Annotated in this window: 13 protein-coding genes, 2 tRNA genes and 1 riboswitch; of the genes, 2 read left to right on the forward strand and 13 right to left on the reverse strand. The window is 60.5% G+C overall.

The genetic code is table 11. The annotated features are described in order from the left end of the window. Nucleotides 1-131 precede the first annotated feature (131 nt). From GQX66_RS05605 to ltaE, 6 genes are all read right to left on the reverse strand, one after another. Nucleotides 132-208: transfer RNA gene (locus tag GQX66_RS05605), tRNA-Arg, on the reverse strand. A gap of 107 nt (nt 209-315) precedes the next feature. After that, nucleotides 316-406, reverse strand: a tRNA-Ser gene (locus GQX66_RS05610). Between the two features lie 62 nt (nt 407-468). Beyond that, nucleotides 469-657 carry a carbon storage regulator CsrA gene (gene csrA / locus GQX66_RS05615; protein ID WP_002554426.1) on the reverse strand — a complete coding sequence of 63 codons (189 nt, stop codon included), beginning with the start codon at nt 655-657 and terminating at the stop codon, nt 469-471. Nucleotides 658-843: 186 nt separating this feature from the next. Further along, nucleotides 844-2,085: an aspartate kinase gene (locus GQX66_RS05620; RefSeq protein WP_007951048.1), complete on the reverse strand. Its 1,242-nt coding sequence runs from the start codon at nt 2,083-2,085 to the stop codon at nt 844-846. A 90-nt stretch (nt 2,086-2,175) separates the two neighbouring features. Then, nucleotides 2,176-4,800 (reverse strand): alanine--tRNA ligase, encoded by a 2,625-nt coding sequence (gene alaS / locus GQX66_RS05625; RefSeq protein ID WP_240867366.1) that lies wholly within the window; start codon nt 4,798-4,800, stop codon nt 2,176-2,178. A 146-nt stretch (nt 4,801-4,946) separates the two neighbouring features. Beyond that, nucleotides 4,947-5,951, reverse strand: a complete 1,005-nt coding sequence (gene ltaE, locus GQX66_RS05630) for a low-specificity L-threonine aldolase (protein ID WP_085745127.1) — start codon at nt 5,949-5,951, stop codon at nt 4,947-4,949. Between the two features lie 198 nt (nt 5,952-6,149). Next, nucleotides 6,150-6,321: riboswitch (FMN riboswitch) on the forward strand. 102 nt (nt 6,322-6,423) lie between these two features. Here ltaE and GQX66_RS05635 point away from each other — a divergent pair. Beyond that, nucleotides 6,424-6,933: a 6,7-dimethyl-8-ribityllumazine synthase gene (locus GQX66_RS05635; RefSeq protein WP_011335530.1), complete on the forward strand. Its 510-nt coding sequence runs from the start codon at nt 6,424-6,426 to the stop codon at nt 6,931-6,933. Nucleotides 6,934-6,978: 45 nt separating this feature from the next. Here the strand turns inward: GQX66_RS05635 and astE are convergent, their stop codons facing one another. The 7 genes from astE to GQX66_RS05670 form a co-directional block, all read right to left on the reverse strand. Continuing rightward, a complete protein-coding gene (gene astE / locus GQX66_RS05640) occupies nt 6,979-7,989 on the reverse strand; it encodes a succinylglutamate desuccinylase (protein ID WP_007951052.1) in 1,011 nt (336 codons plus the stop codon). 12 nt (nt 7,990-8,001) lie between these two features. Next, nucleotides 8,002-8,292, reverse strand: coding sequence for a hypothetical protein (locus GQX66_RS05645; RefSeq protein WP_064598799.1), 291 nt, complete (start codon nt 8,290-8,292; stop codon nt 8,002-8,004). A gap of 62 nt (nt 8,293-8,354) precedes the next feature. Beyond that, complete coding sequence (astB, locus tag GQX66_RS05650) at nt 8,355-9,701, reverse strand: N-succinylarginine dihydrolase (protein ID WP_102688616.1); 1,347 nt, start codon at nt 9,699-9,701, stop codon at nt 8,355-8,357. A gap of 93 nt (nt 9,702-9,794) precedes the next feature. Beyond that, the gene (gene astD, locus GQX66_RS05655; protein WP_240867960.1) at nt 9,795-11,264 is read right to left on the reverse strand and encodes a succinylglutamate-semialdehyde dehydrogenase; all 1,470 of its coding nucleotides are present in this window, start codon (nt 11,262-11,264) and stop codon (nt 9,795-9,797) included. Then, nucleotides 11,261-12,286 carry an arginine N-succinyltransferase gene (gene astA / locus GQX66_RS05660; RefSeq protein WP_064598805.1) on the reverse strand — a complete coding sequence of 342 codons (1,026 nt, stop codon included), beginning with the start codon at nt 12,284-12,286 and terminating at the stop codon, nt 11,261-11,263. The genes astD and astA overlap by 4 nt, the downstream gene beginning before the upstream one ends. A gap of 51 nt (nt 12,287-12,337) precedes the next feature. Next, the gene (gene aruF, locus GQX66_RS05665; protein WP_025112905.1) at nt 12,338-13,357 is read right to left on the reverse strand and encodes an arginine/ornithine succinyltransferase subunit alpha; all 1,020 of its coding nucleotides are present in this window, start codon (nt 13,355-13,357) and stop codon (nt 12,338-12,340) included. 131 nt (nt 13,358-13,488) lie between these two features. Continuing rightward, nucleotides 13,489-14,709, reverse strand: coding sequence for an aspartate aminotransferase family protein (locus tag GQX66_RS05670; RefSeq protein WP_240867371.1), 1,221 nt, complete (start codon nt 14,707-14,709; stop codon nt 13,489-13,491). Nucleotides 14,710-15,015: 306 nt separating this feature from the next. On the opposite strand from GQX66_RS05670, the gene GQX66_RS05675 reads away from it, so the two are divergent. Beyond that, a complete protein-coding gene (locus tag GQX66_RS05675) occupies nt 15,016-22,755 on the forward strand; it encodes a DUF6543 domain-containing protein (RefSeq protein WP_240867384.1) in 7,740 nt (2,579 codons plus the stop codon). The last annotated feature ends 16 nt before the right edge of the window (nt 22,756-22,771 follow it).

Below are 22,771 nucleotides of genomic sequence, written 5' to 3' on the forward strand. Positions count from 1 at the left end.
TCGAACCTGTGACCGCTCGGTTCGTAGCCGAGTACTCTATCCAGCTGAGCTACGAGTGCATTTTGTGTTTTTAGACCAGATCACAACTGGTTGAAACCGAGTCATCTGCATCGCTGCAATTGACTCTTAAATGGTGCACTCGACAGGATTCGAACCTGTGACCGCTCGGTTCGTAGCCGAGTACTCTATCCAGCTGAGCTACGAGTGCATTTGTTGCGCCGCATTATAGCCCGTCTAATCTCTATTCCAACCACTTTTTCTATAAATTTCAATAACTTACAGAAAAAGCCAGATTACAACGTACTAAGCAAATAATGGCGGAGAACGGGGGATTCGAACCCCCGACACCCTTTTGAGGTGTACTCCCTTAGCAGGGGAGCGCCTTCGGCCACTCGGCCAGCTCTCCGCAACACGGGGCGTATATTAACCACCTTCTTCCCCGTTTGCAAACATAAAAATCGATAAAAATTAATGGCTTGGTTCTTCGTCCTTCTCTTTCTTTATACGCAGATAGATTTCTTCACGGTGCACGGCCACCTCTTTCGGGGCGTTGACGCCGATACGCACTTGATTTCCTTTAACGCCGAGCACGGTCACGGTGATTTCGCCATCACCGATAATCAGGCTTTCTGCGCACCGACGAGTCAGAATCAGCATACCTTTCTCCTCACGCGAATCATTTCAGGGACAACAGTCTGCAAAAAAAAGGCACCCGACCTACAACCGGAGCGATCGTAGCCCTACATGCCTGAGTATTGACCAGCGCGAGCAAAAGAACAGTTCAGGGCCCACGCCATTCAAAAAATAAAGGGCGCGGTCAGACCGCGCCCTTCAGACAACGCATCACTCGCCCTGACGGGCCGGAGCGTCGAGTTCGAAAGCCGTGTGCAGGGCGCGCACGGCCAGTTCCAGGTACTTCTCTTCGATCACTACGGAAACCTTGATTTCCGAGGTCGAGATCATCTGGATGTTGATGCTTTCTTTTGCCAGGGATTCAAACATGCGGCTGGCCACGCCTGCGTGGGAACGCATGCCGACGCCGACGATCGAGACCTTGGCAATCTTGGTGTCGCCAACCACTTCACGGGCACCGATCTCGCGAGCGGTGTTTTCCAGCACGGTCTGCGCAGACTGGTAGTCGTTGCGGTGCACGGTGAAGGTGAAGTCGGTGGTGTTATCGTGCGCGACGTTCTGCACGATCATGTCGACTTCGATGTTCGCGGCACTGATCGGGCCGAGAATCTTGAACGCCACGCCCGGGGTGTCTGGCACGCCACGGATGGTCAGCTTGGCTTCATCGCGGTTGAAAGCGATGCCGGAAATGATCGGCTGTTCCATGGTTTCCTCTTCATCAATAGTAATGAGGGTGCCCGGACCCTCCTTGAAGCTGTGCAGTACGCGCAGCGGAACGTTGTACTTGCCGGCGAACTCCACCGCGCGGATCTGCAGAACCTTGGAACCGAGGCTGGCCATTTCCAGCATCTCTTCGAAGGTGATCTTGTCCAGACGCTGAGCAACCGATACCACACGCGGGTCAGTGGTGTAGACACCATCGACGTCGGTGTAGATCTGGCATTCGTCAGCCTTCAGCGCAGCGGCCAGCGCCACACCGGTGGTGTCGGAACCACCACGACCCAGGGTCGTGATGTTGCCGTGCTCGTCGACGCCCTGGAAACCAGCGACCACCACCACGCGACCTGCTTTCAGGTCACCGCGAATCTTCTGGTCATCAATCTGCAAGATACGCGCTTTATTGTGCGCGCTGTCCGTCAGGATCCGCACCTGGTTGCCGGTGTACGACACCGCCGGCACACCGCGCTTGATCAGCGCCATGGCCAACAGGGCGATCGTCACCTGCTCACCGGTGGAAACGATCACGTCCAGTTCACGTGGAACCGGTTGATCTTCGCCACTGATTTGCTTGGCCAGATCGATCAGACGGTTGGTTTCGCCGCTCATTGCAGACAGCACAACCACCAGGTCATCGCCGGCATCGCGGAATTTCTTAACCTTGTCGGCGACCTGCTCGATTCTCTCGACAGTGCCGACCGAGGTGCCTCCAAATTTCTGTACGATCAAAGCCATTTCAAAGCCGCCTCTGCCCATGAAGGGCGCCCAATAATCACTCAAACAGCCGCCGGGCCCGCCACTAGACTGCGGGCCCGACGGGCCGTCTTATAAACCCTGCTCGACAAATGGGACGGTCAGCGCCAGTGCGCCATCCAGTGCGCCGGCGTCGACACCGCCGCCCTGCGCCATGTCCGGACGACCACCGCCCTTCCCGCCCACTGCCGCAGCAGCCTGTTTCATCAAATCACCGGCTTTGAGTTGGCCAGTCAGGTCCTTGGTTACGCCTGCAACCAGTACGACCTTTTCCTCATGGACACTGCCGAGCAGGATCACTGCGCGGCCGAGTTTGTTTTTCAGCTGATCGACCAGCGCCAGCAGCGCCTTGCCGTCCTGACCATCCAGACGCACGGCCAGCACTTTCACGCCCTTGACGTCCACGGCCGAAGCCGACAGATCGTCGCCAGCGGCAGCAGCGGCCTTGGCCTGCAACTGCTCGAGCTGCTTCTCAAGCGCACGGTTGCGCTCCAGCACAGCCGACAGCTTGTCGATCAGGTTGTCGCGGCTGCCCTTGACCAGGCTGGCCGCTTCCTTGAGTTGTTCTTCAGCAGCGTTCAAGTAAGCCAGCGCCGCAGCGCCGGTGACCGCTTCAATACGACGCACACCCGATGCCACACCGCCTTCGCTGATGATTTTCAGCAGGCCGATGTCGCCGGTACGGTTGGCGTGGATACCGCCGCACAGTTCGACGGAGAAATCACCGCCCATGCTCAGCACGCGCACGGTGTCGCCGTACTTCTCGCCAAACAGCGCCATCGCGCCCTTCTGCTTGGCGGTTTCGATGTCGGTTTCTTCGGTTTCAACGGCGGAGTTCTTGCGAATCTCGGCGTTGACGATGTCTTCCAGCGCCTTGATCTGCTCAGGCTTGATCGCTTCAAAGTGGCTGAAGTCGAAACGCAGGCGCTGACTGTCGACCAAAGAACCTTTCTGTTGAACGTGGTCGCCCAGCACTTTGCGCAACGCAGCGTGCAGCAGGTGAGTGGCCGAGTGGTTCAGCGAAGTGGCGTGACGCACGTCAGCTTCGACGTGGGTTTCCACCGGTGCGCCAACGATCAGGCTGCCCGACGCCAGTACGCCGTGGTGCAGGAACGCGCCGCCGGTCTTGGTGGTGTCGCGCACGTCGAAACGGCTGTTGCCGGCCTGCAGGTAACCGCAATCGCCGACCTGGCCACCGGATTCGGCGTAGAACGGGGTCTGGTTCAGCACCACAACGCCTTCCTGCCCTTCACTCAAGACGTCCACGGACTGGCCATCTTTATAGAGAGCAACGACTTTCGCCGAACCGCTGGTGGCGTGATAACCGGTGAACTCGGTATCGACGTCAACCTTGACCAGGCTGTTGTAGTCCAGACCGAACGAGCTGGCGGAACGTGCACGGACGCGCTGGGCTTCCATTTCACGCTCGAAACCGGCTTCGTCGATGGTCAGGCTGCGCTCGCGGGCGATGTCCGCGGTCAGGTCCATCGGGAAACCGTAGGTGTCGTAGAGTTTGAACACCACGTCGCCTGGAACCACGTCGCCTTTGAGCTCGGCCAGATCCTGCTCGAGGATTTTCAGGCCCTGCTCCAGGGTCTTGGCGAACTGCTCTTCTTCGGCTTTCAGTACGCGCTCGATGTGCGCCTGCTGGGATTTCAGCTCCGGGAACGCTTCGCCCATCTCGGCCACGAGTGCGGCAACGATCTGATAGAAGAAGCTGCCCTTGGCGCCCAGCTTGTTGCCGTGACGGCAAGCGCGACGGATGATCCGGCGCAGTACGTAACCGCGACCTTCGTTGGACGGCAACACGCCGTCGGCAATCAGGAAGCCGCAGGAACGAATGTGGTCAGCCACGACTTTCAGCGACGCCTGAGCGTCATTGGTGCAGCCGATGGCCTTGGCCGATGCGGCCAGCAGGCTCTGGAACAGGTCGATTTCATAGTTCGAGTGAACGTGCTGCAGCACGGCACTGATCCGCTCAAGACCCATGCCGGTGTCCACCGACGGGGCTGGCAGCGGGTGCAACACGCCATCGGCGGTGCGGTTGAACTGCATGAATACGTTGTTCCAGATTTCGATGTAACGGTCGCCGTCTTCTTCTGGCGAGCCCGGTGGGCCGCCCCAGATGTCGGCGCCGTGATCGTAGAAAATCTCGGTGCAAGGACCGCACGGGCCGGTATCGCCCATGGTCCAGAAGTTGTCGGAGGCGTATGGCGCGCCCTTGTTGTCGCCGATGCGCACCATGCGCTCGGCCGGCACACCGACTTCCTTGGTCCAGATGTCGTAGGCCTCGTCATCGCTGGCGTAGACGGTGACCCACAGTTTTTCCTTCGGCAGGTTCAGCCACTTCTCGGAGGTCAGGAAGTTCCAGGCGTAGGTGATGGCATCACGCTTGAAGTAGTCGCCGAAGCTGAAGTTACCCAGCATTTCGAAGAAGGTGTGGTGACGGGCGGTGTAACCGACGTTTTCCAAGTCGTTGTGCTTGCCGCCGGCGCGCACGCATTTCTGGCTGGAGACGGCGCGGGTGTACGCGCGCTTTTCCTGGCCCAGGAAGCAGTCCTTGAACTGGTTCATCCCCGCGTTGGTGAACAGCAGGGTTGGGTCGTTGCCCGGAATCAAAGAGCTGGAGGCTACACGGGTGTGGCCTTGCTCTTCGAAGAAGCGAAGGAAGGCTTCACGGATTTCTGCGCTTTTCATTAGGTTCTTCCACGGAGGCTGCGGCCAAAGGCCTGTACGAAACGTCAACAGACGAAACGACGGCAAAGGGCCGCATTATATCGGCCCTGCGCGCGGGGTACAGCGTGTTTATACGATAGAAACGGTCAATTGGGTGGCTAACGCTGTCACTTGCGCGAAAACTCGACGAATGTCGCGATCACTTGCTCGATTTGCGAGCGATTGACGTCCATGTGCGTGACCATCCGCAGGCGGGCGGCAGCGCTCAATTTGATCCCGCGCTCGGCAGCGAAAGCCTTGATCGCCTCGGCACGGTCGCCCATCTGCACGTAAACCATGTTGGTCTGCACCGGCTCGACGCTGAAACCGGCCTCGCGCAGGCCTTCAGCCAGATACTGGGCGTTGGCATGGTCATCCGCCAGACGCTCGACGTTGTGATCCAGCGCGTACAGCCCGGCCGCCGCCAGCAATCCAGCCTGACGCATGCCGCCACCGACCATTTTGCGCAGGCGCCGGGCCTTTGCAATCAACGCCGACGAACCGCACAGCACCGACCCCACAGGCGCGCCGAGGCCTTTGGACAGGCACACCGAGACCGAATCGAAATATTGGGTGATTTCCCGAGCATCGACCCCGAGCTTGACCGCCGCGTTGTACAGCCGCGCGCCGTCCAGATGCAGTTGCAGGCCGTTGTCCCGAGTGAACTGGCGGGCCCGGGCCAGATAGTCCAGCGGCAACACTTTGCCCTGCATGGTGTTTTCCAGCGCCAGCAGGCGCGTACGGGCGAAGTGGAAATCGTCGGGCTTGATCGCCGCGGCCACCTGATCCAGGTCCAGCGAGCCGTCGGCCTGCACTTCCAGCGGCTGTGGTTGAATCGAACCGAGTACCGCTGCGCCGCCGCCCTCGTACTTATAGGTGTGCGCCTGCTGACCGACGATGTATTCGTCACCGCGCTCGCAGTGTGCCATCAGGCCCAGCAGGTTGCTCATGGTCCCGGTCGGGACGAACAGCGCGGCGGCGAAACCCAGCCGTTTTGCCAGTTCGGCTTCCAGACGATTGACCGTCGGATCTTCGCCATACACGTCATCGCCGGTGTCGGCGCGGGTCATCGCGTCAAGCATGGCGGGGGTCGGTTGAGTGACGGTGTCGCTGCGAAGATCGATAACGCTCATGAACCTGGCCTCAAGTCAGCTGGGGAAATCCCTTTACGAAGGTGAATTACTGCGGGCACGGCGCGGATTAATCAACCCTCGCGCAAGGAAAAGTCGTTTCCTGTGCTTCGAAAAATCCGATGGCAATCATCACAAAGGCGCAATGCACAGCCCGGCAATCTGTGTTAAAAACGCTGCGCCGCCCGATAAAGGGCGGCGAAACGTTCTCAGGGCGGGGTGCAATTCCCCACCGGCGGTAATTGCGCGCAATGCGCATAGCCCGCGAGCGCTTGGTGTCAGGCACGGCAAAAACCGTGAGCGGCGGCAAGGTCAGCAGACCCGGTGTGATTCCGGGGCCGACGGTCATAGTCCGGATGAAGAGAGAACGGGATTGACGCCAAAGGGCCGTCCGCCGTGTTCGCGCGAGCGTGCGTACCCTTGAATCCCTTTCGATTCATAACGCCCTGTTTTTCACACAAACAGGAGTCAGAACATGCAACCCACCGCTATCGACAGCAAAAGCAAACACACTCACGGCGAGCGCGTCGCGTTCATCCAGGCCTGCTGGCACAAGGAAATCGTCGACCAGAGCCGTAAGGGTTTCCTCGCCGAAATGATCGCTCAGGGGTATCAGGAATCGGACATCGATTTCTTCGAAGTCGGCGGCGCCTTTGAAATGCCTCTGCACGCCAAGCTGCTGGCCAAGACCGGTCGTTATGCCGGTATCGTTGCCGCCGCCCTGGTGGTGGACGGCGGAATCTACCGTCACGAGTTCGTTGCCCAGTCGGTCGTCAGCGGCCTGATGCAGGTGCAGCTGGAAACCGAAGTGCCGGTGTTCTCGGTGTCGCTGACCCCGCACCACTTCCATGCCGGCGAAGAACACCAGAAGTTCTTCTTCGAGCATTTCGTGCACAAAGGTCAGGAAGCGGCGAAGACCTGCGCCGATACGTTGCAGAAAGTGCGTGCATTGCGCCGCACCGAGCCGCGTGCTGTAGCGGTCTGATGCAATAACGATCTCCCCCGCGCGCGGCGTGGGGGAGGTTCAGTTTCAGGCAAGATTTTCGTCAGTGGTCGGCACGATCAGAATGCCCGCCCGCAGGCCGTTCTTGACCTTGGGGTTGGGGAAGATGATCCGCGCGCCCTGCTCTTCGATGATCCAGCGGGTATTGGCCAGGTCTTCGGCCAGCACATAACCCACATCCAGTTCCGAAAAGTTTTCGATGTCCGCCGGCAGGTTCAGGCGGAACGCATCGCTGTGCTTGATGATTTCCCGTGCCACGCTGAACAGTTGCAGACCGTCCAGGCCCTGCTCTGCCATTTCCGGCTCAGTGCCTTCGATGATCTGCTTCAGGCGGGTTTCCAGCAGTGACACATTGACCCCGGCGTTCTGCCCGAACGGCCGCGCCTTGCCCAGCTCAAGCGTGAAGGACTCGGCCCCCAGCTTGTCATAGGTGTAGGAGCTGAACACGATCGACGGCTTGTTCTGCAACAGCACCGCCTCCATGCCGGCCGCGCGCAGGCGGGCCAGCTCAAGACGGGAATGCTGGCGACCTTCCTTCCACGGATACAAGGCGAACTGCTCGATTTTCGAACCGCGAATTGCGGTGTGCAGGTCGTAGTGCAGGCGCTGACGGTCAGGAAGGCTGAAGAAGCTTGCCGCCAGACGTTCCAGCTCGCAGGCGCGCAGGGCTTCGGAACCGCTGCTTTGTTCGTGACGGCCGTTGAACAGCCGATTGACGTCCTGCTCGACGAAACGTTCGCCCTTGCGAATCGCTTCCGGGTTGCCGAACAGGAACAGAATGCGTGCGCGCGGCTTCAGATCGCCGCGAGCGATGTCATGCAGCAACCGGTCGAGCAATTCGATCGGTGCCGTTTCGTTGCCGTGGATGCCTGCCGACAGCAGCAGGTCCAGACCATTGTCGCGTGCTTCGGGTGGCCGGACTTCCAGCGCACCCTCGCTCAACCAGCGCATGCGCACGCCTTCGACAGTCAGTTGAGTCTTCTCCGCCGGTTCGCGGCCGGCGAGGGTCAGTTCAAGCAGTTTGCCGAGGGCGAGCATAGAGCGGTTTCCTTAGTGGTCGTGATTGCAATCCGGGCCGTGCACGTGGCCGTCATCGTCGCCGAGGTCAGCCGGTTCCATCTCCAGTTGCAGACTTACCAGATTAGTCGCCAATGGGCGCAACAGCAGGTTGGCGTACTCTTCGTCGCCCTCTTCGACGTCCACGCCGATCAACAGTTGGCCGCGGCCGTCCTGCTGGATCCACAGCTCTTTGCCTTGCCACATGACCGCGACGCGGGTGCAGGAAGTTTCCAGTTGCTTGCCGTCGGTGTCTTCAAGGATCAGCCGCAGGGAATCGCTCATGTCTTTTTTACGCTCTGTTGGGGAGACAAGCCGCGCGCCACGTTCAGGCGGCGCGCCGGCCATCAATTGATCTGGAATGGATAAACCGCGCCCAGTTTAAGGATTTGCGTCAGTTCATCCAGTGCCGTCCGGCATTCAAGCAGCAATTGCGGATCCGCCAGATCACTTTCGGTCAGGCGGTCGCGATAGTGCTTTTCAACCCATTCGGTCAACGAACCGTACAACGGGGCGGTCATGATAACCCCTGGGTTGACGGCCGCCAGCTCGGTTTCGTTGAGCGCGACACGCAGACGCAGGCACGCCGGGCCACCGCCGTTCTGCATGCTTTGCTTGAGGTCGAAGACTTTCACTTCACGGATCAGGCCGCCGGAGCTGGTCAGGCCTTGCAGGTAATTCCACACGCGCTCGTTGCCACGGCACTCTTCCGGCACGATCAGCAGCATCGAACCGTCAGGACGCGACAGCAACTGGCTGTTGAACAGGTAGGAACGCACCGCGTCGTCCACGGTGACCGCCGAACGCGGCACGCAGACCGACTGGAAATTGCCGCCAACCTTCGCCAGTTTGGCTTGCAGTTCGGCCAGCATCTGATCGGTGTCGAGGAACGCGTCCTCGTGATAGAACAGCACCTCGCCGTTGCCCACCGCGATCACGTCGTTGTGGAACACGCCCTGATCGATCACCGCAGGATTCTGTTGCGCGTAGACCACGCCGTCGTCACGCAGACCGTGCAAACGAGCGACCGCTTGCGACGCTTCGAGGGTCTGACGCGCCGGGTATTTCTGCGGCGCCGGGTAGCGGGTGTCGAACGCACTGCGACCGAACACGAAGAACTCGACACCGGCCTCGCCGTACTCACGGCAGAATCGCGTGTGGTTGGCCGCGCCTTCGTCACCGAACTGCGCCACCGCCGGCAATGCGGCGTGGTGCGCGAAGTGCTGCTGATTGGCGAACATCGCGCCCAGCACGCGACTGGTGGTCGGGTGCTCGATACTGCGGTGGTATTTGCAGTTCAGGTTGGCGGCGGTGAAGTGCACGCGACCGTCAGCGGTGTCGGCACTCGGGCTGACCGTGGCGGCGTTGGCCACCCACATGCTCGACGCGGAGCAACTGGCGACCAGCAGCGGCATCGCTTCTTTGGCGGCACGCTCGATCACCTGAGCGTCGGTGCCGCTGAAACCCAGACGGCGCAAGGCAGCCACATCCGGACGCTCTTGCGGTGCGAGAACGCCCTGCTGAAAGCCCATTTCCATCAGCGCTTTCATTTTCGCCAGGCCTTGCAGCGCCGCTTCCTTCGGGTTCGAAGACTGCTGGCTGTTGCTCTGGGATGCAACGTTGCCGTAGGACAGACCACCGTAGTTATGGGTCGGCCCCACTAGACCGTCAAAATTGACTTCATAGGATTTCATCAGCGAGGCTCCACGAGAATCTGTTGTTATAGGCTTCAGTAACTATTCTTTGAGACCGCGGCGCGGCCATCGCCAGCAGGCTGGCGATTAGCATCACGCCATCTTCACGCCAGGCGTCAGGGTCGCCGGCAACACCAGACTTGGAGTTTCCAGCGAGGCCACCGGGTACGCGCAGTAATCCGCCGCGTAGTAGGCGCTGGCGCGGTGGTTGCCCGAAGCGCCGACACCGCCGAACGGTGCGCTGCTCGCAGCACCGGTCAGTTGCTTGTTCCAGTTGACGATCCCGGCACGGCTTTCCAGCCAGAACTGCTGGTAGCGCTCTTCGGAATCCGACAGCAGACCTGCGGCCAGGCCAAACGCAGTGTCGTTGGCTTCGGCAATCGCGGCTTCGAAATCGGTGTAGCGAATCACTTGCAGCAACGGGCCGAACAGTTCTTCATCGGAACGCTCGGCAACCGCCGTCACATCCACGATGCCCGGGGTCAGCAGCGCCGACTGCGCCTGCGGCTGCGTCATCGCCAGCAGCGACACCGCGCCGTTGGCCAACAGATGCGCCTGGGCATCCATCAACGCTTTTGCCGCGCCAAGGGAAACCACCGAGCCCATGAACGGCGCCGGCTGCTGATCGAACGCACCGACCTCAATGGTCGAGCTGACTTCCACCAGACGCTTGAGCAGGCTGTCGCCCCACGCGCCTTCCGGCACCAGCAGACGACGGGCGCAGGTGCAACGCTGACCGGCAGAAATGAACGCCGACTGAATGATCGTGTACACCGCGGCGTCGAGGTCGGCGACCTGATCGACCACCAGCGGGTTGTTACCACCCATTTCCAGCGCGAGGATCTTGTCCGGGCGACCGGCGAACTGCTGGTGCAGGTGATTGCCAGTACGGCTTGAACCGGTGAAGAACAGACCGTCGATGCCCGGGTTCGCCGCCAGAGCGATCCCGGTTTCGCGGGCGCCTTGCAGCAGGTTCAGCACGCCGGCCGGCAGACCGGCTTCGATCCAGCACTTGACCGTCAGCTCGGCGACTTTCGGGGTCAGCTCGCTTGGCTTGAACAGCACGCTGTTACCGGCCAGCAGCGCCGGCACGATGTGGCCGTTCGGCAAATGACCTGGGAAGTTGTAAGGGCCGAACACCGCGACCACGCCGTGGGGCTTGTGGCGCAACACGGCGGTGGCGTCGCCCAGCGGGCCGCTCTTCTCGCCGGTACGTTCGCGGTAGCTCTGCACCGAGATCGCAATCTTGTTGACCATGCTGGTGACTTCGGTCGCGGCTTCCCACAGCGGTTTGCCGGTTTCCTCACCGATGGTGCGGGCCAGCTCGTCAGCGTGGTTTTTCAGCGCAGCGGCGAACGCTTCGAGCACGCTGATGCGATCTTCCAGGGTACGACGGGCCCAGCCCGGGAACGCCTGACGCGCAGCCTGCACGGCCGACTCGACCTGAGCGGCAGTGGCGCCCTCCCCCGACCACAGCACTTGCTGGGTCACCGGGTTCAGCGATTGAAAGGCCTCGCCCTGACCGGCCAGCCACTCACCTGCGATGTATAGCGAATTCATTATTTCGACTCCCGGGCAGCAGACAACGCCACGGCGCGAACCTGATCGCCAGCGTTGAGTTGAAGACGTTTGGCGGTCAGCGGATCGACCACCAGCGTGCCGGCGGCCAGACGGGCCGGCGCCGCCGTGATGCGGCAGTCTTCGCGTTTGCGGTTATGGATGATGAACGGCGTGGCGTCGTCGCCCGGCGTGCCGATGGCCAGCACCAGCGCTTCGCTGTCACGCACCGCGCGGATCTTGCTGGTCTCGCACTCGATGGCCGGGCCGGCGTCGAAGATGTCGACGTAACCCTGATAGCTGAAGCCTTCGCTCTTGAGCATCGCCAGCGCCGGCTCGGTGTCCGGGTGCACCTGGCCGATGACGTTGCGCGCGTCCGGCGACAGGAAGCAGGTGTACAGCGGGAATTTCGGCATCAGTTCGGCAATGAACGCCTTGTTGCCGACACCGGTCAGGTAATCGGCCTGGCTGAATTCCATCTTGAAGAAATGACGACCCAGGCTTTCCCAGAACGGCGAGCGGCCGGCGTCATCCGACACGCCGCGCATCTCGGCGATGATCTTGTTGCCGAACAGTTGCGGGAATTCGGCGATGAACAGCATCCGCGCCTTGGACAGCATGCGGCCGTTGAGGCCGGTGCGGTAATCGGCGTGCAGGAACAGCGAGCACAGCTCGGAGTTGCCGGTCAGGTCGTTGGCCAGGAACAGCGTCGGGATCTCGCGGTAGATGTTCAGTTCCTGCGAGGCGCTGACGGTCAGGCCGACACGGAAGTTGTACCAAGGCTCGCGCAGACCGACGGCGCCGGCGATGGCGGAAATCCCCACCACGCGACCGTTGTCGTCTTCGAGCACGAACAGGTAGTCCGCGTCGCCACGGCCGGCTTCACCGCGAAAGGTCTTCTCGGCCCAGCCGACCCGGTGGGTCAGGCGCTCTTCGTTGGCCGGCAAGGTGGTCAGGCCGGTGCCAGTGCTGCGGGCCAGGTCGATCAGAGCGGACAAATCGCTGCTGCGTACGGGACGAACAATCATGCTATCTCCTCAAACGGGCCGCCGTGGCCACCCGTGAAACTCGCTAAGGCGTTAAACCGCCACCAGGCGCACGCTGGCACCTTCACCGACGCCCAGGGCTTCGGCCGCTTCCAGATCCAGGGTCACCGGTTTGCCCGGTGCGTAATCCAGCTCCAGCAATACCGCGCGGTAATCCTGCAACTGGGCGTTGGCCACCAGATACTGGCGACCGGCACCTTTGACCGGCTCACCAATCTTCACCGGCACCACGCGGCTCTGGGCGATCGAACGGATCCCCGAAACACGCGCATGCAGGGTCGGGCCACCGTCGAAGATGTCGATGTAGTGATCGGTCTCGAAGCCTTCGCGCATCAGGATGTCGAAGGTGATCTGCGCACGCGGGTGTACCTGGCCCATCGCTTCCTGAGCGGAGTCCGGCAGCAGCGGCACGTAGATCGGGTAATGCGGCATCAGCTCGGCGAGGAACGTCCGGCTTTTCAGGCCACACAGACGCTCGGCCTCGGCGTAGTTCAGGTCGAAGAAGTTGCGACCGATGGCGTCCCAGAATGGCGAGTCGCCGTTCTCGTCGCTGTAACCGACGATCTCGGTCACCACCGAATCGGCGAACCGCTCAGGATGGCTGGCGACGAACAGCAGACGACCACGGGAGTTGAGCTCGGCCCACGGCGACCCCACCAGCTCGCGCTGCACGTAGAAACTGGTCAGCAAGCTGTTGCCGGTCAGGTCGTGGCACTGCGAAAGCACGTGGATCTTGTTGTGGATCTTCAGCTCGCGGGAAGCGTGCACGAAGGTCTCGTTGCGAAAGCTGTAGAACGGCTCGGAATAACCGGCCGAAGCAACGATTGCCGAGCAGCCCACCAGTTTGCCGGTGGCGGTGTCTTCGAGGACGAAGAAGTAACTCTCTTCGCCGTTGAAGCTCACTTCGGCGGCAAACGAAGCTTCGCTCGCAGCGATCTTGTCGCTCAGGCGTTCAACGTCATCCGGCAAGGAAGTGACACCAATCGGGCTGTCCGCAGCCAGACGCTGTACCTCGCCCAGATCAGCCATTTGCGCGGGGCGCATCACCAGCATGGTGTCACTCCTTTCTCTACTTCAGGTCGGCGAAAGCGCCGACTCGGGAAAAAAATGCCGGGCAGGCCCGGCACAGGAAAATGGTCCCGGCGCCTGTCGATCACGACAGACGCCGGGCGGTCTTGCATGAATCAGGCTTGGGTCAGTTTCGCCGCAGCACGTTCGAAGCGATCCAGACCGGCGTCGATGTCTGCATCTTCCACCACCAGGCTCGGGGCGAAACGGATTACGTCCGGACCAGCCTGCAGAATCATCAGGCCTTCTTGTTCAGCGGCGTTGAAGATGTCCTTGGCCTTGCCTTTCCAGGCATCGCTCAGCACGCAACCGATCAGCAGACCGAGACCGCGCACCTGGGTGAACAGGCCGTACTTCTCGCCGATCTGTTGCAGGCGGGTCTTGAACTTGTCGTGCTTGGCGTTGACGCCGTTCAGCACCTCAGGGGTGTTGATCACGTCGATCACCGCTTCGGCCACGGCGCACGCCAGCGGGTTGCCGCCGTAAGTGGTGCCGTGAGTGCCGACAACCAGATGTTTGGCCAGCGCTTCGGTGGTCAGCATCGCGGCGATCGGGAAACCGCCGCCCAGGCTCTTGGCGCTGGTCAGGATGTCCGGAACCACACCGAAATGCTGGTAGGCGAACAGGTTGCCGGTACGGCCCATGCCGGTCTGCACTTCGTCGAACACCAGCAGCGCGTTGTTCGCGTCGCACAGTTCACGGGCACCTTGCAGGTAAGCCAGCTCGGCCGGCAGCACGCCGCCTTCGCCCTGGATCGGCTCCAGAACGACCGCGCAGGTCTTGTCCGAAACAGCGGCTTTCAGCGCCGCCAGATCGTTGTACGGCACGTGAGTGATGCCGGTGATTTTCGGGCCGAAACCGTCGGAGTACTTCGACTGGCCACCGACGTTCACGGTGAACAGAGTACGGCCGTGGAAGCTGTTGAGCGCGGCGATGATTTCGTACTTCTCGGTGCCGAAACGGTCGAACGCGACACGACGGGCCAGCTTGAAGGCGGCCTCGTTGGCTTCGGCGCCGGAGTTGCAGAAGAACACACGTTCGGCAAAGGTGGCATCGATCAGCTTGTGCGCCATGCGCAGGGCCGGCTCGTTGGTGAACACGTTGGACACGTGCCACAGCTTGTTCGCTTGCTCGGTCAAGGCACCGACCAGCGCCGGGTGCGCATGGCCCAATACGTTGACGGCGATGCCGCCGGCGAAGTCGATCAGCTCGCGGCCGGCCTGATCCCAGACGCGGGAACCGGCGCCACGCACCGGGATGAAAGCGGCAGGCGCGTAGTTGGGAACCATAACCTGGTCGAAATCGGCGCGTTGTACCGCAGCGTGCTCAACGGACATCGGAGTCTCCTGATGAGGGCCACCCGCCTGAAACTGGCGAGCGATGGGGGGATTGTAAGGACAGTTTTGTGCCCGGCCTTGTCGCCAAGCGACAACTTCTTATAGCGCAAACCCCGGTTTTTCCCGGGTTTACGGCAATGCGACATATAGCGTCGCAAAGGCGCAGTTTAAACTGCCGCCAGCCATTTCAGCAGGCCTGCGAGCATATCAATTGCGACGGGATGGCCTGTCATACATATGTACCACCTGACACAAGATGCATTTTGCTCTGCTTGAGCTCTTTTTCGACGCTCAAGGACGCCAACGATGCCATCCACCACCGGGCAATCGCCCGCCAGTTCGCCCACGCCCGGTGCGACCGCACAAAACCCCGCTTCCCACTATGAACCGCTGGTGAACGCGATCCCCGAATGGCTGGGCAAGGCGTCGCCCGCGCGGCGCGCCGCCTTGAAGAACAGCCATCGCGCCCTCCCCGAACCGATCAAGTCAGCACCCGTTGATCAACATCAAGCGCTCAGAAACGCCATAACGCAGCACATGACCGCGCAGAACGCTGTCGATCAAATGCTCGAACGGGTACAGAACGCCAGCACCTTCGCCGAGCCCATCCTCACCGAGGCGCTGAAAACGCGTTTCGACCTCGAGCTGAACGTCAAGGAAACCTTCCTGCAGTTGTACATCCCGGTGAAGGCCGCAGGCATTACCACCGGCGCCCGGACGTGGACAGTGTCGCTGCTGGACGCGGCACTGCATAACTTCGAGGCGGGCGAAACAGAACCCGGGGCCTACGCCAGCGGCTCCTCGTTCATCACCCGCCCGACCGGGACCGGACAATTCGAGACACTGGCGCCACTTAATGCAGAACCCGGCATTCCTGCCTTCAGCCGACTGTGCCGGGAACTGGATATCGGTGCCCGCTACAAAACCTACCTGGAGGAAAGTCTCGCGCTCGCCAACCCGGTGGCAGCTTCGGTGCTGCGGCACAAGGTCAATACCGCGCAGAAAACCGCACTGCGCGCCGCACTGAAGCTGGCGCGGATGAATGGCGAAATCGGAGAAGCGAATCTGCATTCGATTGAAAGTCTGCTGGACGGGACATCCGTGGTTTTGATGAACGGTCAGCCCATGCTGTGCCACGATTTGACGATGATGTCGGTCGCACTGACCGGAATCCTGGTGTTTGCACCTGACCTTGAAAGCGCGAAAACCGCCGTTGCAGTGGTGGCTTACATACCGGACGACCCCGATCATCCGATCAAGGAATACCTCTCCACGGGCGACCTCGCACACGAACTGATCCGACAGCTGCGCGATACGGAGTACCAGCGATTCTTCAGCCGCTTCGTCGCTCACGAACAGCGTGGACAATTTTTCGGCCAGCTCAAGCAACGTCTGAGCAAAGTGCAATGGCACCCACCACAAGCCGGCAGCCAAATGCCGCCGTGGCGCGACACCCTTATCGAAAGGCCCGACCTGCAATTCTCGGCCACCCCCATCGCCGGTGAACTCTGGGAACATCTTTATCAGCGCAAGCTCAACAAAATCCTCAACGATGCCGCAGTGATCGCTGTTCCCACTGCCATGGTCGATCGCAATGCACGCTGGAGGCGCTGGGATTCGTTTGTCAGTGTCGCAACGTCGATCCTGGAAATCGCCGCGTTCGTCGTTCTGCCGTTCGTGCCGTTTCTGGGTGAAATGATGATGGCGTACATCACCTATCAGCTGCTCGACGAGCTTTTCACGTTCTATGTCGATTTGGCCGAAGGCCAAACCACCGAAGCCTGTGCGCACTACTTCGCTGCACTGGAATCACTGATTCAACTGGGTGCTTTCGGGATTGGCACCAGTGTCGCCATGGCCGAACTGCCCAAGGTACTGCCGCCCGAAGTGGTGGCATTCATGGATCGGTTTCAACCCGTGAAACTGCGCAACGGCAAAACCCTGTACTGGAAGCCGGATCTGAGCACCTACGCCCGTGACACCCTGCCAGCGGCAGGCTCCCTGCCCGACGCCCAGGGTCTGCACTGGCATCAGGGCAAAAAACTGCTACCGCTGGATCAGACGCACTACGCGGTCAACGATCACGAGATACCCGGTCAACTGCGAATCGAACACCCCTCACGCACCGACACCTACGAACCTGTCGTGCGGCATAACGGCGAAGGGGCCTTTCACACCGAGCTGGAAAATCCGCTGCGATGGGACACCGCCACGGCGTTGCAGCGAATCGGCCACAGCGTGGAGTCATTTACCCCGGCGCAGCGCGAACGCATTCTGAAAATCAGCGGCTACACCGAAGACGGTTTGCGCAAAATGCACATGAATCAGGAGCGTGTTCCGCCACTGCTGGCCGACACCATTGAGCGTTTCAGGATCGATCGGGACTTGCAGGCGTTCATCGAGCAGATCACCAGCGACGAGCCAACGGTTTATCGCGAGGCAGATTCGCTGATCCAGCTGCAATTGCTGAACGAACAAGGCTTGTGGCCGAAAACCAGAAGGCTGCGCCTGATCGATGCCGAGGGAGCGACGCTCTGGCAATCCTCCGATGATGTACAGCTCCCGCTAACGGACGTTCACGTTAATCGTCTGATCGACGACGACCTGCTCAAGACATTGCTGCGGGCTCTCGATGAAACCGAAATCAGCACCCTGTTCAATGAAGAGTTCGGGCAGAAAATCGCCCTGGATGCACGCGTCCGTCAACTTCGCAGCCGACTCGCGCAGATTGCCAAGCAACAGCGCCCTGCCCTGTTCGAACAACGCTATGAGTCAAGCCAGCATCGCGCTACACCGCTGGTGAAACAGGTGGCGCGGCACGTACCGAACCTGCCTGTCAGGATCACCGAAGAACTCATTCACACCGCCACCGGCACCGAACTGACGCAGCTGAGTGAAGACGTGCTTCCGGAGCGTCAGCAACAGCTCTCTGAAACCGCATTGCACGAGCTACGCATCACCCGGGCTTATGAAGGACTGGAAATCGATTCGGTGCATAACCAGGATTCCGAGACTTTGGCGCTGCACAGCCTGCCGCTGCTGCCAGGCTGGTCGGACACCGTCAGCCTTGAAGTGCGTGACCAATCGTTCGCAGGAAAGCGGCTCGACACCACCGGTCCCATGGGCGCCCCTATCGAAAAAATCCTGGTACGCCGAGCCGATGGCACGTGGCAGCCGTTTGATCAGGCCGGACTGGAATTGCACGGCCCGACGGATTTCTACACCAGCGTGCTGCAAGCCCTGCCCGACGACCGACGTCAGGCGTTGAATCTGCAAATCGGCGAAGGACAAAAGCTCCGCCAGCTCATTCGCGACAATCCTCTGCCACGCGACAGTCTGCGACTCACACTGGCGGTCGAATCCTCTCCCGCCACCGACGTCGACACTTTGCGCCTGCTGGGCACTGACGGTTACTCACGCAATCTGTCACCCGATGGTTCTCCGCCGACCCTGGACATGCGGGTGCGCGATGTTTTCCCCGGGATCACCCAAGAAGGCCTGCAGGCCATGGTGCAACGCCTGCAAAACCATCTGGAGAATCCGATCGCCGAGCTGTCACGACTGCGCCTTGAATACGCCCGCCTGGAAAACGACCTTGATCTATGGCGCCTGAGAGACGTACGGATCGATCCCGCCACCGGACAGGAACTGTCTATCGCCCGACGAGCTGCAGCCGCTCGTGATCGACAGCTTTTCGCCCGAACCCTGCTCAGCTGCTGGCGCCGCGAGACTCCGGAACGCTTTGGCTATCGCATGCGTTTTATCGAACCCTTGCTGGGCGATCTGCCGGTGCTGGCGGCAGACTTCAGCCATGTCAACAGCCTGGAACTGAGCGGCAGCGGAGCATCGGCAGGCATCGAAACATTTATTGAACGCTTCCCTCGTTTATCCCGACTCGACCTGCAGAACTTCGACTTGCACACCCTGCCGCAAAACCTCTCGACCCTGCCCGCCCTGCGCCGGTTAAGGCTGCGCAAGTGTGGAATCATCCTGACCCCGGAAAACCAGACGCTGCTCACTTCACTCAATGAACTGGTTGAACTGGATCTCAAGGACAACCCACTCGGCAGCAGCTTCGATTTAACCTTCCTGCCATCGCTGACCTACCTCAACCTGTCCCGCACCGGGATTGCCGAAGTCCCACCCGGTTTGATCGATCACCCGCAGATCAGGAGCGCCTGGCTGACCGATAACCGGATTACCACGCTGCCTGAAGCGTTGTTCGAACTCTCGCCCGCCGCGGCTGCCGGATACGACTTTTCCGGCAATCCACTCACTGCCGCCGCACGCGAGCGGGTTAAAACCTGCTTCACCCGCACCGGCGTCAATTTTGGCGTTCGTGCTGAACAGACCGATATCACCCGCACCACGGCCCTGTTTCCAGATATCGACGAGGGTCAGGCCAGCGGCCTGATTTATCGTCTGCCCGGCTCACTGGTCCAGGGTCGCTTGCAGCTGACGGCGTGGGAAACCGAGCTGGCCACCCTGAGCGCCGACCTGAATCTTTGGGCCCGAGACATTCCTGACCGTGACCCGATCAGCGGCGCGATGCTGGAGGCCAACGAACGCTTCACCGAACAGGATGCACGCGAGACGTTTGCCGGCAATCTGCTGCGCCTGTGGCGTCACCGCTCGAAAATCCATCCGCACGCCAGGGCCGATGTTTTTACAGCCGAGGCCAAATTCATTGGTGACCTTCCGATACTGAGCGCGGACTTCAATCACATCACTGCGCTGACCATCAACGGGAATAAAGGCTTGCGCGGTGACGCGGCGTTTCTGCGAAGTTTCTCCCGGCTCAAACGGCTGTTCTTTCGCAACGGCCAACTGGATCAACTGAGCGAGACGCTCAAAAACCTGTCGACGCTGGAAGTCCTGGTGCTGGATAGCTGTGGCGTGAGCCTGACCGCCGAATCACTGACAGCGCTGGCCGCAATGCCCAGACTCGAATCACTGGAGTTACCGGGCAATCCGCTGAATCTGGTGCCCGATCTGCAAACCCTGAACTCGCTGACCTACCTCGACCTTTCACGCACGGGCCTGCTGGAAGTCCCGCCTGGCCTGATCGACCATCCGACGCTCAAGACGGCGATCCTCAGTGAAAACCAGATCACCGAATTACCCGAGAGCCTGTTTGAATTATCGGCTCAGGCCGGTGACGGCTACGACCTCTCGAACAATCCACTGAGCGCCAGCACTCGCGAGCGGATCAAACAATACAACCGCGAGACCGGGCAGGATTTCGCCGTACTCGCCGACCTTGCAGATATAGAAACCACCCAGCAGCTGTTTCCCGACCTCGACGCGCAAGACGCCAGCGATGTGTTCTACAGTTTGCCGGGCTCGATTGAACATGGCCGAAGCCAGCTGCGGCACTGGCAGGCAGAAATCCGCCAACTGGATGCCGACCTTGCACGGTGGGCAGCGGCAGGACCGAGTATTCATCCGGACACGGGGCAGGTGCTCAACCCCCGGCAGGTGTTCGTGATGCAGACCAACAGAAAGCTGTTTGCCCAACGAATCGAAGAACTGTGGCGCTTCCGGTTTGCCGAAAAAGCCACGCAAAGGGGCAATGTGCTGATCGCAGAGCTGCCGTTCATTGGCGATTTGCCCGTGCTGTCGGCTGACTTCAGCCACATCGCCGAGTTGACCCTTGACGGCAATCCGGCCCTGAGCGGCATCGATGCTTTTCTTTGGCCTTTCACCGGCCTGCGTCATCTGGAACTGCACGAGTTCAAACTGGAGCAATTGCCCGAAGCTTGCGAACGCATGCCGTTGCTGGAGCGCCTGGTGCTGGAGTACTGCGAGCTGACCCTGACGCCGCCGACTCAGGCCCGCCTGTCGTCCATGAGCCGTCTACAGTTCCTCAATCTGAGCCACAACCCGCTAGGCGCTGCACCAGAGTTGAAGACCTTGCCGGCGCTGACTCACGTGCGCCTGATCGACACCGGGATCTCTCATCTGCCGGAAGGCCTGGTCGAGCACCCGACGCTGATCATGGCCAACTTCGAACACAACCGGATCAGCGAGCTTCCCGACAGCCTGCTCGATCGCCCTGCGCTTTCACCCAACCAATTCATGCTTGGCGAAAACCCGTTTTCACCCGCCACTCGCGAGCGGATCAAGACCCGCTACCAGCACACCCGGCAAGACTTTGGAGTACCGATGCCGACGGCGGACATCGACCGCGTGCGCCTTTTGTTTCCGACCCTCGACGCCGAACAAGCCAATCGAATGTTGTATTTGTTGCCGGGAACCGTCGCTCAGGGTCGACTTCAAATCGCTCAGTGGGAAACGCAATGGCAGCAACTCGATACAACCCTCAACCGTTGGGTCAGTGAGGTTCCCGAGCAACATCCGTCAACCGGTACGCCACTCACAGATGAGGACAAAATCGTTGAACGCACCGGCCGCGATCAATATCGCCGTGACCTGCAAGCGTTCTGGCGCGCACGCTCGACCGCACAACCGGAGATGCGATCAGACAGGCTGATCCTCAATCTCCCTTTCATCGGCGAGCTGCCCTCACTGAGCGCCGACTTCAGCCATGTCACCACATTGTCGATCACCGGCAACGCCCAATTGCGCGCCGGCGATGTTTTCTTCGACGCCTTTTCAGGGCTGGAAACACTGGAGCTGCGCGATCTTGGATTGCAGCAAATACCGGATTCGTTCCGACGTATGCCAGCCCTGGAAAATCTGGTACTGAGCAATTGCGCGGTGACGCTGGATGTCGAGGGCCGTTCCACCCTTGCTTCGCTGACACGATTGAAAAAACTCGACTTGTACAACAACCCTCTGGGACTGGCGCCAGACATCCGCTCCTTGCCGGCGCTGGATTTTCTCGATCTGGCCGGCACCGCGATCAGCGAAATTCCCGACGGAATGATCAACCATCCGCAACTGGAAATCGTCATCCTCAACAACAACCGGCTCAACGAAATTCCTGACGAAGTTTTCAACCTGCCGGCGGAAATCGGTAACGGTTACGACTTTGGCAACAACCCTCTGAGCCCGGCGACGCGAGAGCGGGTCAAGGATTACTTCCGGCGCACCGGGGGTGATCTGGGCGTGCTTGCCGAAGAGGCAGATCGGGCTCGGGTGCAAACGCTTTATCCGGCGCTGGACGATGATCAGGCCAGCACCTTCCTCTATCGCCTGAGTGGCACGTTGGCTGATGGCCGTCAGGAAGTAGCAAGAAGGGAAATGGCGCTGAGCGATCTCACCCGCAGCCTCGCTCATTGGAGCAGCGACATCCCTGTGAGTGCGCCTGACGGCCAACCGCTGCCCGTAACCGAGCGACTACGTCAGGAACAACTGCGTACGCAGTTCGCCGAAGCACTGCTGACCTGCTGGCGCCAGATCCCGATGGAGGACTCGAGTCTCGACAGTTTCGGGTTCAGCCACACTGTGAGTTTCATCGGCGAGTTGCCGACACTCGGCGCCCCATTGCCCTACGTGCCGGACCTGTTCCTGGTGGGTGAAGGCCATTCATCAAGGCTCGGACGCTTCCTTGAAGCTTTTCCCGGCCTGGACAGCCTGGCCATTCGCGAATGCGATCTCGGCGATATTCCCGAGGATATTTTCACCATGAATCAGTTAACCGCCCTGAGCCTGCCGGACTGCAAAATCAGGCTGACACCCGAATCGGCAGCAGCACTGGCGAGCATGGACAAACTCGAGGTACTCAACCTGCGCGACAACCCGCTGGGGCTGACGCCGGACGTCAGCAACCTGCATGGCCTGACCGACCTCGACCTGAGCGATACCGGAATGACCGAAATACCGCGAGGCGTACTGGAAAACCTGCACTGGAACGAGATTGATCTGTCCGGCAATGCGATCACAGACGTGCCGGAAGAAATCATGGATGTGCCCGCGGCAGTCGGCGACCGCTACGACTTGCGCGATAACCCGTTGTCGACCGAGAGCAAGGCAAGAATCCGGGCCTACTATCAGGAGACTGGCAACAACCTGAACGTCGCCGGCATCGACGATGCACCGCGCCCGGCTGAAATGAGGCCTGATCTGGAAATCGAAGACTGACCGATACAGCGCCATG

Source organism: Pseudomonas sp. B707, from assembly GCF_022496685.1.
GTDB lineage: Bacteria > Pseudomonadota > Gammaproteobacteria > Pseudomonadales > Pseudomonadaceae > Aquipseudomonas > Aquipseudomonas paraglycinae.